Source organism: Pandoraea cepalis, from assembly GCF_902459625.1.
GTDB classification, from domain to species: domain Bacteria; phylum Pseudomonadota; class Gammaproteobacteria; order Burkholderiales; family Burkholderiaceae; genus Pandoraea; species Pandoraea cepalis.
The window spans coordinates 176899-193731 of record NZ_CABPRY010000005.1 but is presented as its reverse complement, the minus strand read 5'-3'; the positions used below and the strand labels follow the sequence as shown (position 1 = coordinate 193731).

10 protein-coding genes are annotated in these 16833 nt (G+C 64.5%); 6 read left to right on the top strand and 4 right to left on the bottom strand.

Annotation, left to right across the window (positions count from 1 at the left end):
• Positions 1 to 97 precede the first annotated feature (97 nt).
• Together PCE31107_RS13370 and PCE31107_RS13365 are read left to right on the top strand one after the other, a co-directional pair.
• Complete coding sequence (locus PCE31107_RS13370) at positions 98 to 919, top strand: alpha/beta fold hydrolase (RefSeq protein WP_150608979.1); 822 nt, start codon at positions 98 to 100, stop codon at positions 917 to 919.
• 44 nt (positions 920 to 963) lie between these two features.
• On the top strand, positions 964 to 1413 hold the full coding sequence (locus PCE31107_RS13365; protein WP_174966654.1) for a DoxX family protein: 450 nt from the start codon (positions 964 to 966) through the stop codon (positions 1411 to 1413).
• A 192-nt stretch (positions 1414 to 1605) separates the two neighbouring features.
• Here the strand turns inward: PCE31107_RS13365 and PCE31107_RS13360 are convergent, their stop codons facing one another.
• From PCE31107_RS13360 to PCE31107_RS13345, 4 genes are all read right to left on the bottom strand, one after another.
• Complete coding sequence (locus PCE31107_RS13360; RefSeq protein WP_246181824.1) at positions 1606 to 3165, bottom strand: PepSY-associated TM helix domain-containing protein; 1560 nt, start codon at positions 3163 to 3165, stop codon at positions 1606 to 1608.
• Positions 3166 to 3191: 26 nt separating this feature from the next.
• The gene (locus tag PCE31107_RS13355; protein WP_150608977.1) at positions 3192 to 5492 is read right to left on the bottom strand and encodes a TonB-dependent receptor; all 2301 of its coding nucleotides are present in this window, start codon (positions 5490 to 5492) and stop codon (positions 3192 to 3194) included.
• Between the two features lie 82 nt (positions 5493 to 5574).
• On the bottom strand, positions 5575 to 5991 hold the full coding sequence (locus tag PCE31107_RS13350) for a DUF2946 domain-containing protein (RefSeq protein ID WP_130025269.1): 417 nt from the start codon (positions 5989 to 5991) through the stop codon (positions 5575 to 5577).
• Positions 5992 to 6154: 163 nt separating this feature from the next.
• Positions 6155 to 7102, bottom strand: a complete 948-nt coding sequence (locus PCE31107_RS13345) for a LysR family transcriptional regulator (protein WP_150608975.1) — start codon at positions 7100 to 7102, stop codon at positions 6155 to 6157.
• A 115-nt stretch (positions 7103 to 7217) separates the two neighbouring features.
• Between PCE31107_RS13345 and PCE31107_RS13340 the strand changes: the two genes are divergently transcribed.
• The 4 genes from PCE31107_RS13340 to PCE31107_RS13325 all read left to right on the top strand — a co-directional run bounded on the left by PCE31107_RS13340 (position 7218) and on the right by PCE31107_RS13325 (position 16833).
• On the top strand, positions 7218 to 8501 hold the full coding sequence (locus tag PCE31107_RS13340) for an MFS transporter (RefSeq protein ID WP_150608973.1): 1284 nt from the start codon (positions 7218 to 7220) through the stop codon (positions 8499 to 8501).
• 747 nt (positions 8502 to 9248) lie between these two features.
• Entirely contained in the window at positions 9249 to 12092 is a 2844-nt protein-coding gene (locus PCE31107_RS13335; RefSeq protein ID WP_150608971.1) for a bifunctional glycoside hydrolase/polysaccharide deacetylase family protein, read from the top strand.
• Positions 12085 to 16257 (top strand): tetratricopeptide repeat protein, encoded by a 4173-nt coding sequence (locus tag PCE31107_RS13330; protein ID WP_150608969.1) that lies wholly within the window; start codon positions 12085 to 12087, stop codon positions 16255 to 16257. The genes PCE31107_RS13335 and PCE31107_RS13330 overlap by 8 nt, the downstream gene beginning before the upstream one ends.
• A 30-nt stretch (positions 16258 to 16287) precedes the next feature.
• Positions 16288 to 16833, top strand: a complete 546-nt coding sequence (locus PCE31107_RS13325) for a penicillin-binding protein activator LpoB (protein WP_130025275.1) — start codon at positions 16288 to 16290, stop codon at positions 16831 to 16833.

Genomic DNA, 16833 nt, shown 5'->3' with positions numbered 1-16833 from the left:
CGCCGCTGTGGCGGCCTTTGATGCAAACGCGGCCCACACTGGTTTCAATTCGAAGCTGCTTTCGCCAGTCCGCCCTTCCTTCCTCGGAGCTCAGACGATGAATACGATCACCACCCAAGACGGCACGCAAATCTTCTACAAGGACTGGGGCAGCGGCAAGCCCGTGGTCTTCTCGCACGGCTGGCCGCTCAACGCCGACGCCTGGGACGCGCAGATGCTCTTCCTGGTGCAGCACGGCTGTCGTGTCATCGCGCACGACCGTCGGGGCCATGGGCGTTCCAGCCAGTCGGCGCATGGCAACGATATGGATACCTACGCAGACGACTTGGCGTCGCTGCTGGACTCGCTCGACATTCAGGGCGCTACGCTGGTCGGTCACTCGACGGGCGGGGGAGAAGTCGCGCACTACATTGGCCGCCACGGTACCCGGCGCGTTGCGCGCGCGGTATTGATCGGCGCGGTGCCGCCGATCATGGCCAAGTCCGCAGCCTATCCGAACGGCTTGCCGCTTGAGGTGTTCGACAACATCCGCAAGAGCGTGGCAGACAATCGCTCGCAGTTCTACAAGGATCTGGCAGTGCCGTTCTTCGGTTTCAACCGTCCGGATGCCAAAGTTTCGCAGGGCACCGTCGACGCGTTCTGGGCGCAGGGCATGACCGGCAGCATTCTTGGCCAGTATCTGTGCGTCAAGGAATTCTCGGAAGTCGACTACACGGAAGATCTGAAGAAAATGACGATCCCGACGCTGATCCTGCACGGCGACGACGACCAGATCGTCCCGATCGGCAATGCCGCCGAGCTGTCGGTCAAGATCGCCCCCAACGCCAAGCTCAAGGTGTACAAGGGGGCTTCCCACGGCATGTGCGTGATCAACGCCGATCAGGTCAACGCTGACCTGCTGGCCTTCATCAACCCGTGAGCATGCTGAACGTTTTCATCAGCATGTGATAACCGAGGTGCTCCATGACTCCCCTCCCGTCGTCGCCGGATGTTTCATCTGCGGTCGCTCGCAAGACGCGTTCGCTACCGGGCTGGATCTACTGGCTCGCGCTGTTGCTATTGTGTAGCGCTTACCTGCAAGGCGGCATCGACAAGGCGATGGATTTCCCGGGCGCCATCGCCGAGATGCGGCACTTCGGCTTGTCGCCAGCCGCGCCGATGGCACTGGCCGTTATCGTGCTTGAGATCGGCGCGTCACTGTTGATCCTGACGGGCCGGTGGCGGTGGTTGGGGGCGTTGGCGTTGGCCGGCTTTACGCTGGCGGCGTCGTGTCTCGCCAACCGGTTCTGGGCCGCGCCTCCCGAGGCGCGGCTGATGCTTGCCAACGGCTTTTTCGAGCATCTCGGACTGGTGGGCGGATTCGTCGCCGTCGCTTGGTATGACCTGAGCGCAAACGTTTGCCGAAGCGCATGACGAAACGCGCTCGCTCGTCTCACTTCACGTGAGTGGCCTGGCTGCGGGCGCATGTATGGCGATCTCGGCATGTGTTCCTCGGGGTCGGCGCCTGTCGGGTGCTCGACAAAGGCTATTGCCGTATCGCAATGGGCAGGTGCAGCCCAACGCGCACTAGGGGGGGCGCCTGCCGAGCGGCCCCATCAATGGCCTTCACTGCGCCGCCCGCCGCACAAGTTTCGTGGCCCGCCTGACCCACATCCGGTCAAGTGCCCAGACCGCGAGCATCGTCGCGCCCATCAGCGGAAACACGACGCCCAACGCGACCAGGGACACGATCCAGCCACGCATGGGAACGCGCGTCGGCATTCGCGCGGGCGCGCCCAGCGAGCGAGACGGGCGGCGTATCCACCACATCGCGGCGCCTGTGGCCGCCATTGCGAAGAGCCCCATCGAAATCAGCGCGCATAGCCATTGATTTGCGGCGCCGAAGTATCGGCCCATGTGCAGCGAGGTGCCATACGAGATCGCCTGCGCGACGCCACCATAGGCGTCGTAATCGATGTCGCGCAGCACCGTACCGCTGTACTGGTCGATGTGCAGGGTGCGTTCGTCGCGCGGATCAGGTGGGAAGTAAGAAACGGTGTAGACACCATCGGCGCGCGACGGAACGACCAGGCTGTATCCGGTGCTCACGCCCCTGCTCGCCGCAATTTCCATCACGCGGTCGATGGGCAGCGCACCCTGAGCGTCAAGTTGAGCGATCGTCAGCCCCTTCGTGCCGCCACTGCCACCGTGCGCGGCATGTTCGTCGGCGGCGCTTGCGCCGCCGGCTTGAGACGAGGTGCGCATGCCTTTCATTTCGGCCCGCTCTGGATCGCCGTGATCGCCGTGCATGTCGCTCATCTCGTGCGCTGGTACCTTCGAATTGGGCACCGTCGTGTCGCCCACGGCCCACGGCATTTGAGCGATCGGTAGATCATCCATCTTTGTCGGCATGCGCGAGCGTACCGGCGCTTCGCCCCACGCGCCGGCAGGATAGCCCATGCCCGCTTGCGTCGCGATCGCCTTGAACTGCTTGCCCCACGAGCCCGACCAAGGCAACCCGGTAAGCACGAATGCCAGTCCGCCCGCCGCGAGCCAAAGGCCCGCGACGCCATGCAGATTGCGCAGCAGAGATCGGCCACGTAACTGAAGCCGCGGTTTGAGCGCACCCGCCCATGTCGCGTTGCCGCGCGGCCACCACAGCGCCACGCCGGTCACCAGCATGACCAGTGTCCAGCACCCGGCCAGCTCCATGAGCAGTTCCCCGGGTTTGCCTAGCATCATCGCGCGATGCAACTGGCGCACCTGCTTCATCAGCCGATGCTCGACGCTGAGCGTACCCAGCGCCTCGCCAGAATACGGGTTGACGTACACACTCTCGCGCTCGCCGTCGGGTAGGCGGAAAATGAATTCCGCGCTTCGTGCCGGGTCGCGATTCACCTCGACCGAACTGATCGTGGCGCCCCGCGGCAGCGATGCCGCGGCACGGTTCATCAGCGCATGCTCGGTCATACGAGGCGCCTGCGACGCGGCAACGACCATACGGTCGTGATACAGCCACGGTTCAATCTGTGGTTGAAAAACGTAGATCGTTCCCGTGACGGCCAACACCATGAGCCAGGGCATGACGAACAGCCCGGCATAGAAGTGCCAGCGCCACAGCGTGCGATAGCGGCCGGCGGCCTGATTGGGCGGCACGTCGCGCATCGCCGTGAAAGATATCCCCATGATTCGTGATCTCCTTGGCCTGCGATTCAGATGGCGAACTTGCCTTCGATGAAGAAAGTGCGGCCAGCGTAGGGGTGATAGACGAAGTAGCGCGTGTCGAACAGGTTATCCACGCCGATACCGATCTGCGTGCGCGCAGTCGGCTTGTATGTGAACTTCGCATCGACGACGGTGTAGGTGCTGGTGCCGCCGAACGTGTTCGGATTGTTGTCGGTATTGGTCAGCGTGTTGTACTGACGGCCCGAGTAACGAATCGCGCCGGTCACTGCCGTCTTCGCATTGAAGCGGTAGGTCGCCACCAGATTCGCGCGCCACAGCGGAATCCGATAGAAATATTTGCCGACGGAAGCCGGATTATTCGTATTCGCCATGATCTTTGACTGCGTGTACGTCAGACCGGCTGCGATGTCGAGGCCTTGAAAGAGGACGTCCTGACCGTCGAAAGCCGCATCGATACCACGCGAGCGAACCTTGTCGATGTTCTGGAAGTTCGTGACGTTGGGGAACACGGTCGTATTTGTCTGACTGAAGATCGTGTTTTTCACGTCGTCCTGGAACAGCGAAACGCGCACCTTGCCGACCTCTAGTTGCCACTCGGCGCTCAACTCCTTCGCGAGATCGTCTTCTGGGCGCAGTCCCGGGTTGTTGTTGACGATGTTCGTTCCGGTGATCGAGCCCTGGAAGAGCTCGGAGACGGTCGGGAACCGGTAGGCGCGTGCGATGGACGCGCGCAGCGTCAGGTCTTGCGTCGCCGCGAACGCTAGCGACAGCTTCGGCGAAAAGTGGCTGTCGGACGATCCCGCATACGGCAGCGTCACGCCGCCGAGCGTGCGTGCGCCCGAATAGGCGCGCCAATCTTCGTAACGCAGACCGGTTGTGAGTTTCCAGCGCGGCAGGAACTGCCATGTGTCCTGGGCATAGAGTGCCTGCGTAAGCGTGTTGCCGCCGAACGCATTGGCGAGCGACGTATCGCTTCCGTTGACCCATGCCGCCGTATTGAACGTGCGGTTATCGAGGAAATACGTGTCGAAGTGATAACCGAACGCCAGCCAATGCGCGCCCGCCCCGACCTGGGCGGGCGTATAGGTGCTGCGCAGGTCAATCGACTTCCAGCCGGTACCGTCGCCATACGTTACCGTCCCCGGTCCGTTGCCGGGCGCTCCGGTGCTGGCCGTGCGGGCCTCGCTTTGCGAAATATCGAAGTACGACGCGATGGCTTCCCAATTCCAGCCGGATTTGTGGCGTGTCTTGAGCGACAGGCCGTAAAGCAGGTTCTCGCTCACGCCCTGACTCGGCGCAAATGCCGATGCCGGAATGACATATTGGTAGCCATTGATGTTGACCGTCCCTGAATACACCGGATTGCCGTTCGCGTCGCGCAGGAACGTGCTCGTCTGACTGTTGGAGTTCTGATGCCAGTAGCCAAAGCTGAAGCCGCCTTGCAGCGTCGGCGTGAAATCGTAGGTGGCCTTGAGCTTGAGCTGGTCTTGCGTCACACGCTCGATGCCTTCTCCGTTCACTCCCATCACCACACCCGGCACGCCGTTCTGGTCGCGATAGGAATACGCGCCGCTCACGACCTTGGCGCTTGCCGTGGCAGGCGTGGTCGATTGCGACGCCGTGTAGAACTGGAGCGGTTGTCCCGTGTTCTCCATGTGGTCCACGCCCACCAGCAGCGACAGATTGCCGAACTTGTCGCCAACGCTCGCACTCACGTTGCTGCCGTTGAAGCTTCGGTTCACCCCGAACAGGTCGAAGTGCTGGGTGAATCCCTGAACCTTCGCGTCGGTCACGAACTGCTCCGGCATGCGGGTCGTGATGAGCACTGTCGCGCCGATGGCGTTGCCCGGATAGAGCGCGGAGAACGACCCGTAAATGACATCGACTTGATCGATCTCCTCCGGAAACACCATCGACCAACGTGGCGCGAATGTCCAGGTGTTGCCAAGGAAGTTGCTCAGCAGCAGACCGTCGGCGTAGACAAGGCCGCGAGCCGTTTGCGAGTTGCTCGTCCCACGCACGGCGATGGTGGAATTCAGATCGCCGATGAACCGGCGTCGAACGGCCATGCCGGGGACATATCGCAAGGCGTCTTCGGTCGTCTCGACGTTCTGGTACTGCAGTTGGTCCGCGGTGACCGTGGCGCTCGAGGCGGGCAAGTTCGGATCGAGTACGTGCTTGGGCGTGCGCTCGGCGGAGACGGCGACGGATGTCGGCGCGAGTTCGACGGCGGACGGTTGAGTGGTGTCGTCGGCGTACGCGACGGCCGGCAACATGGCGGCCAGCGCGAGCGCCAGCGGCGTCTTGCGCGCAAAGGGGGAGAGCATGGATTTTCCTGACTGCGATGAGTGAATGACGACCGGCAGGCCAATGCAGTGCAATGGCTTGCCGGGCACGAAAAGGCGTCAATCAGGAGCGGTGCGGCGGGGCCCGGGCGGGCGGAATGTAGGCGAGTGGACGGAGTTGCGGCGAGACGGTCGACGTCGGACCGGCCCGGGCGATCCAGACAAATGACACCGCACTGGCGTGCGGCGGCATGACCAACGGCGGATGGTTCGCAAGTAACGAGCAATAGCCGCAGGCGTCACCGTGCCCGCCATGATCGGCGGCCGGTGCGTGACGCATGTCCGCGTGCGAATCGTCGTGCGCGATGGTTGGTACGGCCGACGGCGTCAATCCGTCTGCGGTACAGAAGGTTGCGTCGATCTGCGAAACGCTGGCGCGGTGCGCGGCCAGCCACTGGCTCACGATCGGTGCGCAAAGCGCCAGGCACATGGCGGTCAAGCCAAGCCATGCGCTGAAACGTTTGCGTGAGCGAGTGAGCATCGTTGTGAAAGGCCGATTTTCGGTCCGCCGGGATGGCCGAATCTGGAATTCGCCCGGATCGTATCACGAATGCGTCGCATTCGCTAAAGGGTGGGCCTCCGATATATCAAACGCCGCTTCGCCGCTTGTCCGCCGTCCACACCCAAAGTGGCGACGACGAATTTCATGAGGTCTTGCGTCGCTTGCGTGTGGGCGTGGAGGGCGCCAGCCGGACTTCATCCGCTGCCAGCCTCGCCGCCAACGCGTCGCGCATCAACGCGACTGGGCGAGTAAGCCGGCTCGGCAACGCGCCGTGCACGAGCCAGACGTTCAGCCCGCTTCGGAACTCAGGCACGTCGAGGACTTGCAGCGCCTGGGCATGCGCACTGCGGGCAAGGACTTCGGGGGTGGCCAGTCCTACGCCGAGGCCGCGCGCAACCAGCGACAACTGCAACTCCGAGCCGAACGCTTCTACCGCGACATTGAACGGCAATCCGGCCATCGCCATCGCCCTGCCAAGTCCCGAGCGCATGCCGCAGCCATCCTGATTCAGTACCCACGGATGATTCGCAAGATCGGCGAGCGTGGCCGGCTTGTCGGCCAGCCCGAAGGCGCTGGGCGCGACGACCACCATGGGCTTGCGCGAGAGAAGCGTCGACGTCACGCCTTCGGGCAACGCAACGCTCTCCGGCAGTAGCACGACGGCGGCATCCACCTTCGCCTGCTCGAGACTTTGCAACAGTCCCGGCGACCATGCCGCCGTTACGCGAAGCGTCAGCTTCGGGAAAGTGTTGCGAAGAAAGTCGATGGGTTGTTCCAGCGCAAGCTCGGAGAGAAATGGCGGCACGCCAATACGGAATTCGCCCGACGGCTCCGTATCGGGCGAGGCAACCGCTTTCAAGTCGTCGACCGCGCGCAACACCGTGCGGGCCAATCCGTACACCTCGCGTCCGGCAGGCGTCGGTTTTAGCGGCTTGCTTTGCCGGTCAAGCAACTCGATGCCCAGCATCTTCTCCAGATTCTGGACGCGTCGCGTGAGACCCGGTTGCGTGAGGAAGAGCTTCTCCGACGCCTGTGCCATCGAATCGCTTTCAACCACGGCGACGAAAGCCTGCAAGTCATGTGTGTTCAAAACAAACTCGCATAATGAATATAAACATAATTCAATTGTGGCATGACGCACCGGTTTCTACAATCGGCCGAACCGTCACGCCTTGTGACCTTCAGTCATTCATCGGAATCGAAACATGACTCAGCCGGCTTCCCCCTGTTCGCGCGATGCCGTCGCCGCGCCCATGCCACCATCGCCACCATCGCCAGCGACGCCTGCCACGTTGACCACGCCGTTGACCGTATTCTTTGCCGCCGCGGTCGGCATCGTCGTCGTGAATCTGTCGGCAGCGCAACCGCTGACCGGGCCTGTAGGTCGGGCGCTGAAGCTGCCCACGGAGCTTGCCGGTCTGATCGCAATGCTGCCGCAGCTCGGCTACGCAGCGGGTTTGCTACTGCTCGTGCCGCTGTGCGATCTGGTCGAAAATCGCAGGCTCATCTTTCGGACGCTCGCCTGCTGCGCCGCGTTTCTTGCGCTCGCCTCGTTCGCGCATTCGGGAGGCGTGTTTCTCGTGTCGGTGTTCCTGGCGGGCGCGACGTCGAGTGTGATCCAGATGCTCGTGCCGATGGCTGCGTCGATGGCCCCTGAGAGCCGTCGAGGGCGGGCCGTCGGAAACGTGATGAGCGGACTGATGCTGGGCATTTTGCTGTCGCGTCCGCTCGCGAGTCTGATCGCCGGCGAGTGGGGCTGGCGCGCATTCTATGGCGTTGCGGCGTTGGCCAACGCGTTGCTTGCGATCGTTCTGTACGCCCGGTTACCGAACCGCAAACCGCAGGCCGGGGCACGTTACCCGGCGTTGCTTCGCTCGCTCTGGACGCTTTTGCGCACAGAGCCGGTCCTGCAACGGCGCGCCATGCAGGCGGCGCTCGCGCTCGGCGCATTCAGCGCGTTCTGGACGGCTATCGCACTCCTGCTCGCGCAACCGCCGTTTTCGCTTGGAATGCAGGGCATCGCGGGCTTCGCACTGGCTGGCGCCACGGGCGCCATCGTGACACCGCTCGCCGGATATCTGGGGGACCGTGGGCAGGGCCGCACGACGCAGTTCGTCGCCCATCTCGCGATGATTGTCGCTGTGCTGATGCTTGGCGCTGCGGGCGCCGGATGGGGCGGGTTCTCGCCAACGATGCACCCGGGCCTGGCGCTTGCGCTCCTGGTTGCCGGCGCCGCAACGCTCGACGCCGGTGTCATTACGGACCAGACGCTCGGACGGCGCGCCATCAACCTTATCAATCCGTCGGCGCGTGGCCGGTTGAACGCACTCTTCGTCGGGATCTTCTTCGTCGGCGGCGCGTTTGGCGCGGTGCTCTCGGGGGCCGCGTGGGCGTGGGACGGATGGCAGGGCGTGTGCGTCGTCGCGCTGGGATTCACGGGCGCGTTGTTCGTCCTCGGCTGCGTGGACCGTGCGGCGGGGCATCACTGATGTGTGGCGGTGGACGTGCGCGGGGAGGCGTCCACCGGGCATTCGTCGAGTCTGCACCACGGCGTCGACTGTCTTCCGCGTCAACCTCTGGTTGACACCCATGTCAGGCCAGCCGATGATGCAAGGTCATCGCCATCGGCGGCTCCCCGCCTCGGGCAGGCCCGGCCACCGGCTCCTGAACGACGATGGCAGCGGTTGCGCACGAGCGCGATGCCCATCCATTCAATTTCGTCAATCCTCCCATAACTGTCTGGGGGACGCTTATGGGACGGTTGCCCTTTAAAGTCCGTGGCTGTGATGAGGTGACACCGGATTTCGGAGCGCTGGGCAGTCCAAGTGCCACAATCGGCATGCGCACAGACCTTCGCGGGAAGGACGAATCGGGTCATCTGGAAATCCGTCGCTCAGTTCAAGCCACATGATCGTCCAGGTTCGAATCGCAGACATCGTGCTTGAGTGCGTGTATCAGACATCATCCCGTCGTAGATTGCGCTATTGACGCGTACGTGCGACATCGGTCACCGCCCCGGGGGGGGAACTGCGGCCAACGTACCACCACGAACTTTCCTGTCCGACGGTTTCGCCGTGCGGCGGGGAGACTCCGAAGATTGATCAGTGCGTGAGACGCGTGATAGGGTCGAACGCAAATCATTGATTGCACACACGCTAATGGCATCGAAGGGACAAGCATTCGCGGCGGAGACAGGGAATTTCCGCGGCGTTTTGGGGAATCGGGGAAGTCGTGATGTGTTCGGCCGTTGGTTGCGCCGCACGCGCGGTCTGGTCACCGGTTCGCTGCGGTCGTTCGTCATGCTCACGACGATGATCCCGGCCGGCATGGCCCTGGCCGCAGGGACATCGGTGACGCCGAGCATGCCCGCGTCACTGGCCCCGGCGACCCTGGCGACGGCCATGGCACCGATGACGTCCGCCGTGTCCGCCGTTCCCGACATTGCGCTGTACTACGGACGCGACCTGCCGGTCGATGCGTTGCAGTCCTTCGATTGGGTCGTCATCGACCCGACACAAACTTCGCTGCCCGACGCATCGCTAACCCCACATACCACCTGGTTCGCACGCCTGGATGCGCGCGACACCGCGCAAACGCCAGAGGCGTTTGTCGACGCGCGCGTCGCGCCGCTCTGGGCGCAAGGCTATCGTAATTTCCTGATCGACGACGGTACCCCGCTCGCGGCCGATGCCGAGAGCGACGCGCGCATGGCCGCGCGCGTGAAAGCGGTGCGCGCCCGTTATGCCGATGCGCGTCTCGTACTGCGAAACCATTTGGGCCTGGCGGCGTCTCTGGCCCCCGCGCTTGCCGGTGTTCTGGCCGACGGACTGTTGCATCGATACGACGCGCGCGCAATGATTTTCGTCGACACACCGGCCGACGCGCGCCAATCCGCGCTCGATCAACTGAAAGCGTTGCGCGAGCAATCCCATCTTCCGACGTTTGCGATGGACTACTGCGCGAGCGCGGATGTGGCCTGCCGCCGCGACACGGCGCGCACGCTCAATCAGACAGGCGTGCGTGCGTTCGTCACCGATCCGGACGTTGAGACGGTCGGTGTTGGCCGCATCGAAGTGATGCCGCGCAAAGTGCTGATGGTGCAGGCGCCGGGCGACGGCGAACCGATCGACCTGACGACGGGTGCGCGCGATATTTCCATGCCGCTGAACTACCTCGGTTACGACGTGCAATACGTCAATGTGAACAAGGGCCCGATGCCGGCCAATGTGCGCAGCGACCGCTATGCGGGCATTGTCGTATCCATCGATCGCAATGTGAACAATGCCGGCGCGTGGCGACGCTGGCTGCTGGCCCGAATTCATGACGGCATGCGCGTGGCGGTGATCGGACAGTTCGGTTTCCCGATCGATCAGCAGACGGCTCAGGTGCTGGGCCTCGAACGTGTGGCGGGCACCGTGCCCGGCTCGGTGGTGCCGAGCGTGGTGAGCAAGGCGCCGATGATGGGCTTCGAGATCATGCCGACGCCCGACGTGCGCGACGCCCTCGGTGTGCGCGTGGGGCCGACCGGCCAGCCGCTGCTGCGTTTGCAAGCGGGCACCTACACCTACGACATGGCCGGCATGTTGCCGTGGGGCGGCTATACGCTCAACCCCTATGGGGTGACGTCGCTGTCCGGCATCGGGCAGGAGCGCTGGGCGATCCAGCCGATCGACTTCCTGCGTCAGGCGCTGGCGCTGCCGCAGATGCCGGTGCCCGACGTGACCACCGAGAACGGCCGCCGACTGATGTTCGTGCACGTCGACGGCGACGGCTTTGCCTCGCGCGCGGAATTCCCGGGCGTCGACTATGGCGCGATGGCGCTGTATGAACAGATCTACACGAAGTATCCTGTGCCCACGACGCTGTCGGTGATCGAGGGCGAGGTCGGTGCGAAGGGGATGTATCCGAAGATTTCGCCGCGTCTCGAAGAGATTGCTCGCAAGATGTTCGCACTGCCGAACGTCGAGATCGGCACGCACACCTTCTCGCACCCGTTTAATCTGGAGCAGATCAACCAGACTACCGGCGAGCGAATCACCGGCAAGGCGAACAAGGAGTGGGGCGGAGACGATGCCTTCTCGCTCGACATCCCCAACTACAAGTTCAACCTCGATCGTGAGATCCAGGGATCGATCGACTATATCAACGGGCGTCTTGCGCCCCCGGGCAAGAAGGTCGTGGTGCTGCAATGGCCGGGCGATGCGCAGGCCCCCGCGATTGCGATTCGCAAGGCATGGGCCGCGGGCGTGCTGTCGATCAACGGCGGCGACACGATCATCACGAAGACGAACAACAGCTGGACCAACATCGCACCGTACGGCGTAGAGAAGGGCAGCCTGCCGACCGAGTTCCAGGTGTATGCCGCCGTGATGGACGAAAACGTCTACACGAACGACTGGCTCGGGCCCTACTACGGCTACACGCGCGTGCTCGAAACGTTCGCCATGACCGACAAGCCGATTCGCTTCAAGGCGGTGAACCTGTATTACCACATGTACTCGGGCACGAAGGTCGCATCGCTCAATGCGCTCAAGGAAGTCTATAACGCGGTGCTCAAGCAGCCCGTGTTCCCGATCTTCACCACGGAATACATCCGCCGCGTGCTGGACTGGCGTCGCGTGGCCGTGGCGCGCGAGGTAGCCGCGGACGGCGCCACGCGCTGGCGCGTGCGCAGCGGTGCCGATTTGCGCGAAATGCGCTGGCCGGGCGAGGGTGTGCCGGTCATGGGGACGTCCGATGACGTCGCCGGTTATCTGCCGGGGCCGGGCGGGCTGTACATCCACATGGGGGGCGACACCGCCGAGTTCTCGATCGCCTCGAAGGGCGCCGAGCGCACGCCGCACATCGACGAAGCCGCTGGGTTCATCCGCGACTTCCAGCGCACCGGGCGCAATCTGTCGTTCCGCTTTGGCGGCTACTACAAGCCGTTCGTGAGCGTGGTCAATGCCGCCGGTTGCCGCATCAGCGTCGACGGTGTGGCCAAGGGGCGCGCCGATGGCGCGGGTCGCCTGCGCGCCGAGGTCTCCGGCGTTGCCGAGAAGCCGGTCGTCATGCATACCGTGGGGGTCGACTGTGACTGATGCCGTTCGCCCCGATCCCGACAGGATTGCCGACGCAGTGACTGGAAAGCCGTTCGACAAGCGCGAACGGCTGAGCGCGCCGTGGCTGACGGTCGCGATCGGCGCAGGGATCGTGCTCGCGCTTGCCGCGGCCCACCCGAGCGACGACGACCAGACGCGCGCGCTCGCCGCGCAACCGCCGAGCGAATTGTCGGTGGCCTATCTCGAAGCGTGGCTGCGCATTGAACCCGGCGCGCCCCGTTATCTCGATCTGCTCGGCCAACAATATCTGGGGCTGGGCCGTTGGGACGACGCGATGGGCGTTGCGAAGACGCTGCGCGGCATGTCCGACGAGCCAGACCGCCGTCGCGGCATTCTGCTCGCGCTGGCGGCCACGGAGCAGCGGGCGTACGAAGTGCCCGCCGACGATCCGCGTCGCGCCGAGCGCATGGCGCGATACGTGGAACTGCTTGACGCAACGTCGCAGTACCAGTGGGACGTGCCGACGCTGCGTATGCTGGCGGACAAGGCCCGGCTGGCGGGTGCCCAGAATTTGATGCTGCGCGACTATCGCCTGCTGGCGGCCGCCGATGCCAAGAACGCCGCGCAATGGCAGGAGAAGCTGGCGGACGCCGCCTTCGCTCACGCCGCGTATGACGATGCCGCCAATGCCTATTTCGCCGCGCAAGACGCGGCAACCACGCGCGACGATCGCCGTCGCCTGTTCCTCGCGGGCATCCGCGTGCTCGTGTCGGCGAACCAGATTTCGCGCGCATGCGCGGAAGGCGAGAAACGCGTGGGTGAACTGGTCAACGATCCGGTAACCCTGCGATATCTGCTCGATGTCGCTCGTCAGGCGGGCCGCCCGGACCTGATGACGAAGTACGCGCGGGCACTCACGCAACTGTCGAGCCTGGTGCCGCAGTCGCGTGGGGCGCATGTGCAGCTCGCCGGCTGGTTGCCGGGGGTGACCGCCGACGGCCGCGGGCTCGACGGCGCCGGTCGTGCGCATCTGCGCTATCTCGATGGCCCGGAAGGCGTGCGCGCACGCGAGCGCATGGACGCGTATCGCATCGTTCGTGTCGCCGATGTGGGCTTGGCCCGCGGTGCGAGTGCGGCGGATGCCGCATCGGACGCATCCACGAAAGCGGCGAAAGCGACGAAGGCGGCGAACGCGGACAAGACGTCCAAGCCGGACGCTCCTGGGAAATTCGATTGGGAAGCCGGTACGGCAGCCGCGAAGCCGTCCGAGAGCGGTGCCAATGTCAACGGCGTGACGGCGAACGATTACGACGTGGCCTTCAAGGCGTTTGTCGAAGCGGGTCAGCTCGACGACGCCGAGAAGCTCGCGCAGCAGGCGCTGCAACGCAAGCTCGATCCGCTCATCTGGACTCGCCGTCTCGCGCAGGTCGCGCAATGGAACGGGCATCCCTCGGTCGCGCTCACTTACTGGCGCAAGTACGCGGACGCCACGGGCAACGCCGAAGCATGGCAGAACGTCTATCAGCTCGCGCCGCAGCTCAATGACGATCAGGCCTATCTCGCGGCGCAGATCTTCGAAGCGGAGCGCCAGCCGAGCGATCTCAAGCTCAAGGACGATATCGTCAACACCTACGAACGTCTCGGCCGCCCCGACGAGGCGCTGACGTATCTCAAGCGTCACGCGGCGGGCAATCAGCGCCGCGCGCTGCTGGAGCGCGAGGGCGACGTCGCCCAGCGCGTTGGGCAGGACGCCGAGGCGCTGGCGACGTTCGAGACGCTGCAAAAGGAATTCGGTCCGTCGCCGGACTATGCGCTGCGCATTGCCAGCCTGATGTATCAAAAGGGCCAGGTGAAGCCGGCGCTGGCCGAGCTGCGCAAGGTGCGCGACATCGCCGGAACGCTGCCGGAAGACGCGCGCTACTGGCGCACGTACGCCGAAGTGGCACGCCTGGCGCAAAGCGACGAAGATGCCAACTACGCGTATCCGCGTCTGTTGCGCACGGGCAAGGCCGAGGCGCTCGACCTCAATGCGATGACCTACTTCTATCAGGGGTATCCGCTTGATGCCGGCCGCACGGCCGAAGCGGAATTCCGGCAGAACGATTCGGATCTTGCGCTCCAGTCGGCCATCTACTTCTACACGACGGCCCGCGCCTATGATCGGGTGCAGGCCCTGCTCGACGGTCTCGACGCCGAGCAGCGCGATCGCTTCGCCAAGTCGAGCGAACTGCTCTCCACCCGCGCGACCTATTATCAGCAGATTCAGCGTTGGGACGCGGCGCTGGCCGATCTGCGTGCGGCATCCCGCCTGGACAATGCGGGTGACGAAGTGCGGGTTGCCTACCTGTGGGCGCTGGTCGACTATGGCAGCGACGACGCGCTCGGCATGGCGCTGCATGACTATCGTCCGCTCGTGGCCGGAAACGCCGAATACTGGGGGGCTTACGGGGCCGGTCTGCTGCGCCTGGGCAATGCACGTGAGGCGTTGACGTACTTGCGCCAACAGGCGTCGCTCTCGGACGACGACCCGCTGTGGATGCTCTCGCTCGCCGACGCCGAAGAGGCGGCCGGCGATGCCCATACCGCGTGGCGCATTCGTCGCGGCGCCTGGCGCGATCTGCAAACGCGTGCCCAGACCGGACAACTGCGCATCGCCCCGCGCCGGCGGCCGGGCGCGGTGGTGCAACGCCTTGCGGCGCAGACCTCGGATAACGACGGCGTGCTCGAAGCGCAAGCCGCGCGTGTCACGCTCGCGCAAGTGTTCTCGAATGGCGACACGTCGCGCCAGCTGTTGGCAAATCTGCTGCGCGATGACCGTCGTTCGGCCGACAGTGCCAAGGTCGGCGACTCGCTGCTGGGCGAATCGGCCGAGCTGGCGCCGCTCAAACCCGCCGGCGACGCGACCGACTCGCCGGCGACGCGCGACCCCGCGTTGCTCTCGCGACAGGCGGTGCTCAGCGCGACCACGCGCGACGTCGGACTGGCGTGGGCGCTGTCCGGCGAACACTTCGATCTGGCCCGTGCCTGGCTGGCACGCGAATACGCAAATCGACTGCTGCGCCCGGCCGATGCGGAGATTGCCCTCGCGCTCGAGAACAACGACCGCGACAAGATGGCGCAACTGCTCGACCGCCGCCAAGGTCGCATGCCGATCGAAAGCGAGGTCGATGCGAACGAACGGCTCGGACGCTCGACCCAGGCCGAGACGCTCGCGTGGCGTGCGGCTGACGGTGCACCGAACAACGACGCCGTGCACACGACATTCACGGACACAATCCTGCGCGATCGATCGAATGCGGGCTTCGATCTCTTCTATTCGCGTCAGGCGCCGCTGAGCTATCTGGAGAGTTCGCTGGTCGGCAGTCTCAACCTCACCAGCCGCATCGGTGTGACGGTCGAGGCGATCCAGCGCAATCAGCGAACCATCGACACGTCGCAGCTTGCCTGGGTGCCGTCGCATGACCGGATCTTCAACTTCACCGTACGCGATCGCACCGTGGCGCGGGATCTGGCGCTCACCGTCGGGCATCGCAGCGAGTTGAACAGCTTCTTCACCGGACTTGCGTCGGCCGCATTCAACCGCAATACGCCCCTGACCACGACTTTCCAGGCGGGCTACAACCAGTTCACCGACATTGCGCCGAACACGCAGGTCGCCGGAACGCGCGACTTCGGCAGTGTGCAGATGCTGTGGGCCGGCGATGGTCGCTGGTACGGTCAGGCGAACGCCGAGTACGACCGTTTTCACGCGCAGGACCGCACGTATCTGGGACGTGGCTGGCGCTTCGGCGGCGAATTGGGGTACAAGCTGCGCATCGACTACCCGGACCTGAACATCAGGCTCGTGGCCGAGCGCGGCATTTATACGCCGGGCACAGCCACCATCCCGTCGCTCGCCGTGCTGCTGCCGACCGGCACCGCGCCGGTGGCCTCGGAGTTCATGCCGATCACGACGACCCAGTACGGTGTCATGGCAGGCTTCGGGCAGGACTACCAGAATGCTTACCGGCGTGCCTGGCGGCCGTATCTCGACGTGGGCTACATTCACGACAGTCAGCAGGGCTGGGGGCCGCAGGTCAACCTGGGCATCGCGGGGTCGGTGCTCGGCAACGATCACGCTCGCGTGTATTACTCGCACGACATCACCAACGGCACCGGTGTTGCCACAACGCAGGTCGGCATCGCGTACCGGCTGTTCTACTGAAATTTCGCATCCGCAAGGGAGAGCAAGACCATGAAGACAATCGTGAGTAAGCTGTGGCGCCGCCTGGCCGGCGCTGCCGTCCTGACCGCGCTGGTGGCGGGCTGTTCGACGATGAATGTCGGCGACGCCCCGAATCTGCCCAAGACGGCCGCCTGGGCGATTCTGCCGATCGCCAATACGACGGAAACGCCGGATGCCGGCCAGCGCGCCGAGAGTATTGCCCAAAGCATTCTGGTCCAGAACGGCTTTACCGATCTGCATCGCTATGTCGGCGATCCGGACGGCGGCGATTCGCTCGTCGGCGGCAACAGCGCACAAGCGCGCATGCGTGCCCTGGAATGGGCGCGCAAGACCGGCGCGAAGTATGCGCTCTCGGGGGCTGTGACCGAATGGCGCTACAAGGTCGGCGTCGATGGTGAACCGGTGGCCGGCGTGACGTTCGATGTCATCGATGTCTCGAACGGCAGCATCGTCTGGAGCGCGACCGGCAGCCGCAGCGGCTGGAGCCGTTCGAGCCTGGCCGGCGTCGGTCAGACGTTGATTCGCAATCTGCTGGCACCGCTGGCGCAACGGTAA

Excerpts from the sequence above, each read along its gene's own strand:
- PCE31107_RS13350 (WP_130025269.1), bottom strand. The coding sequence starts at position 5,991 with ATGCTCACTCGCTCACGCAAACGTTTCAGCGCATGGCTTGGCTTGACC.
- PCE31107_RS13360 (WP_246181824.1), bottom strand. The coding sequence starts at position 3,165 with ATGGGGATATCTTTCACGGCGATGCGCGACGTGCCGCCCAATCAGGCC.
- PCE31107_RS13370 (WP_150608979.1), top strand. The coding sequence starts at position 98 with ATGAATACGATCACCACCCAAGACGGCACGCAAATCTTCTACAAGGAC.
- PCE31107_RS13365 (WP_174966654.1), top strand. The coding sequence starts at position 964 with ATGACTCCCCTCCCGTCGTCGCCGGATGTTTCATCTGCGGTCGCTCGC.
- PCE31107_RS13325 (WP_130025275.1), top strand. The coding sequence starts at position 16,288 with ATGAAGACAATCGTGAGTAAGCTGTGGCGCCGCCTGGCCGGCGCTGCC.
- PCE31107_RS13340 (WP_150608973.1), top strand. The coding sequence starts at position 7,218 with ATGACTCAGCCGGCTTCCCCCTGTTCGCGCGATGCCGTCGCCGCGCCC.
- PCE31107_RS13355 (WP_150608977.1), bottom strand. The coding sequence starts at position 5,492 with ATGCTCTCCCCCTTTGCGCGCAAGACGCCGCTGGCGCTCGCGCTGGCC.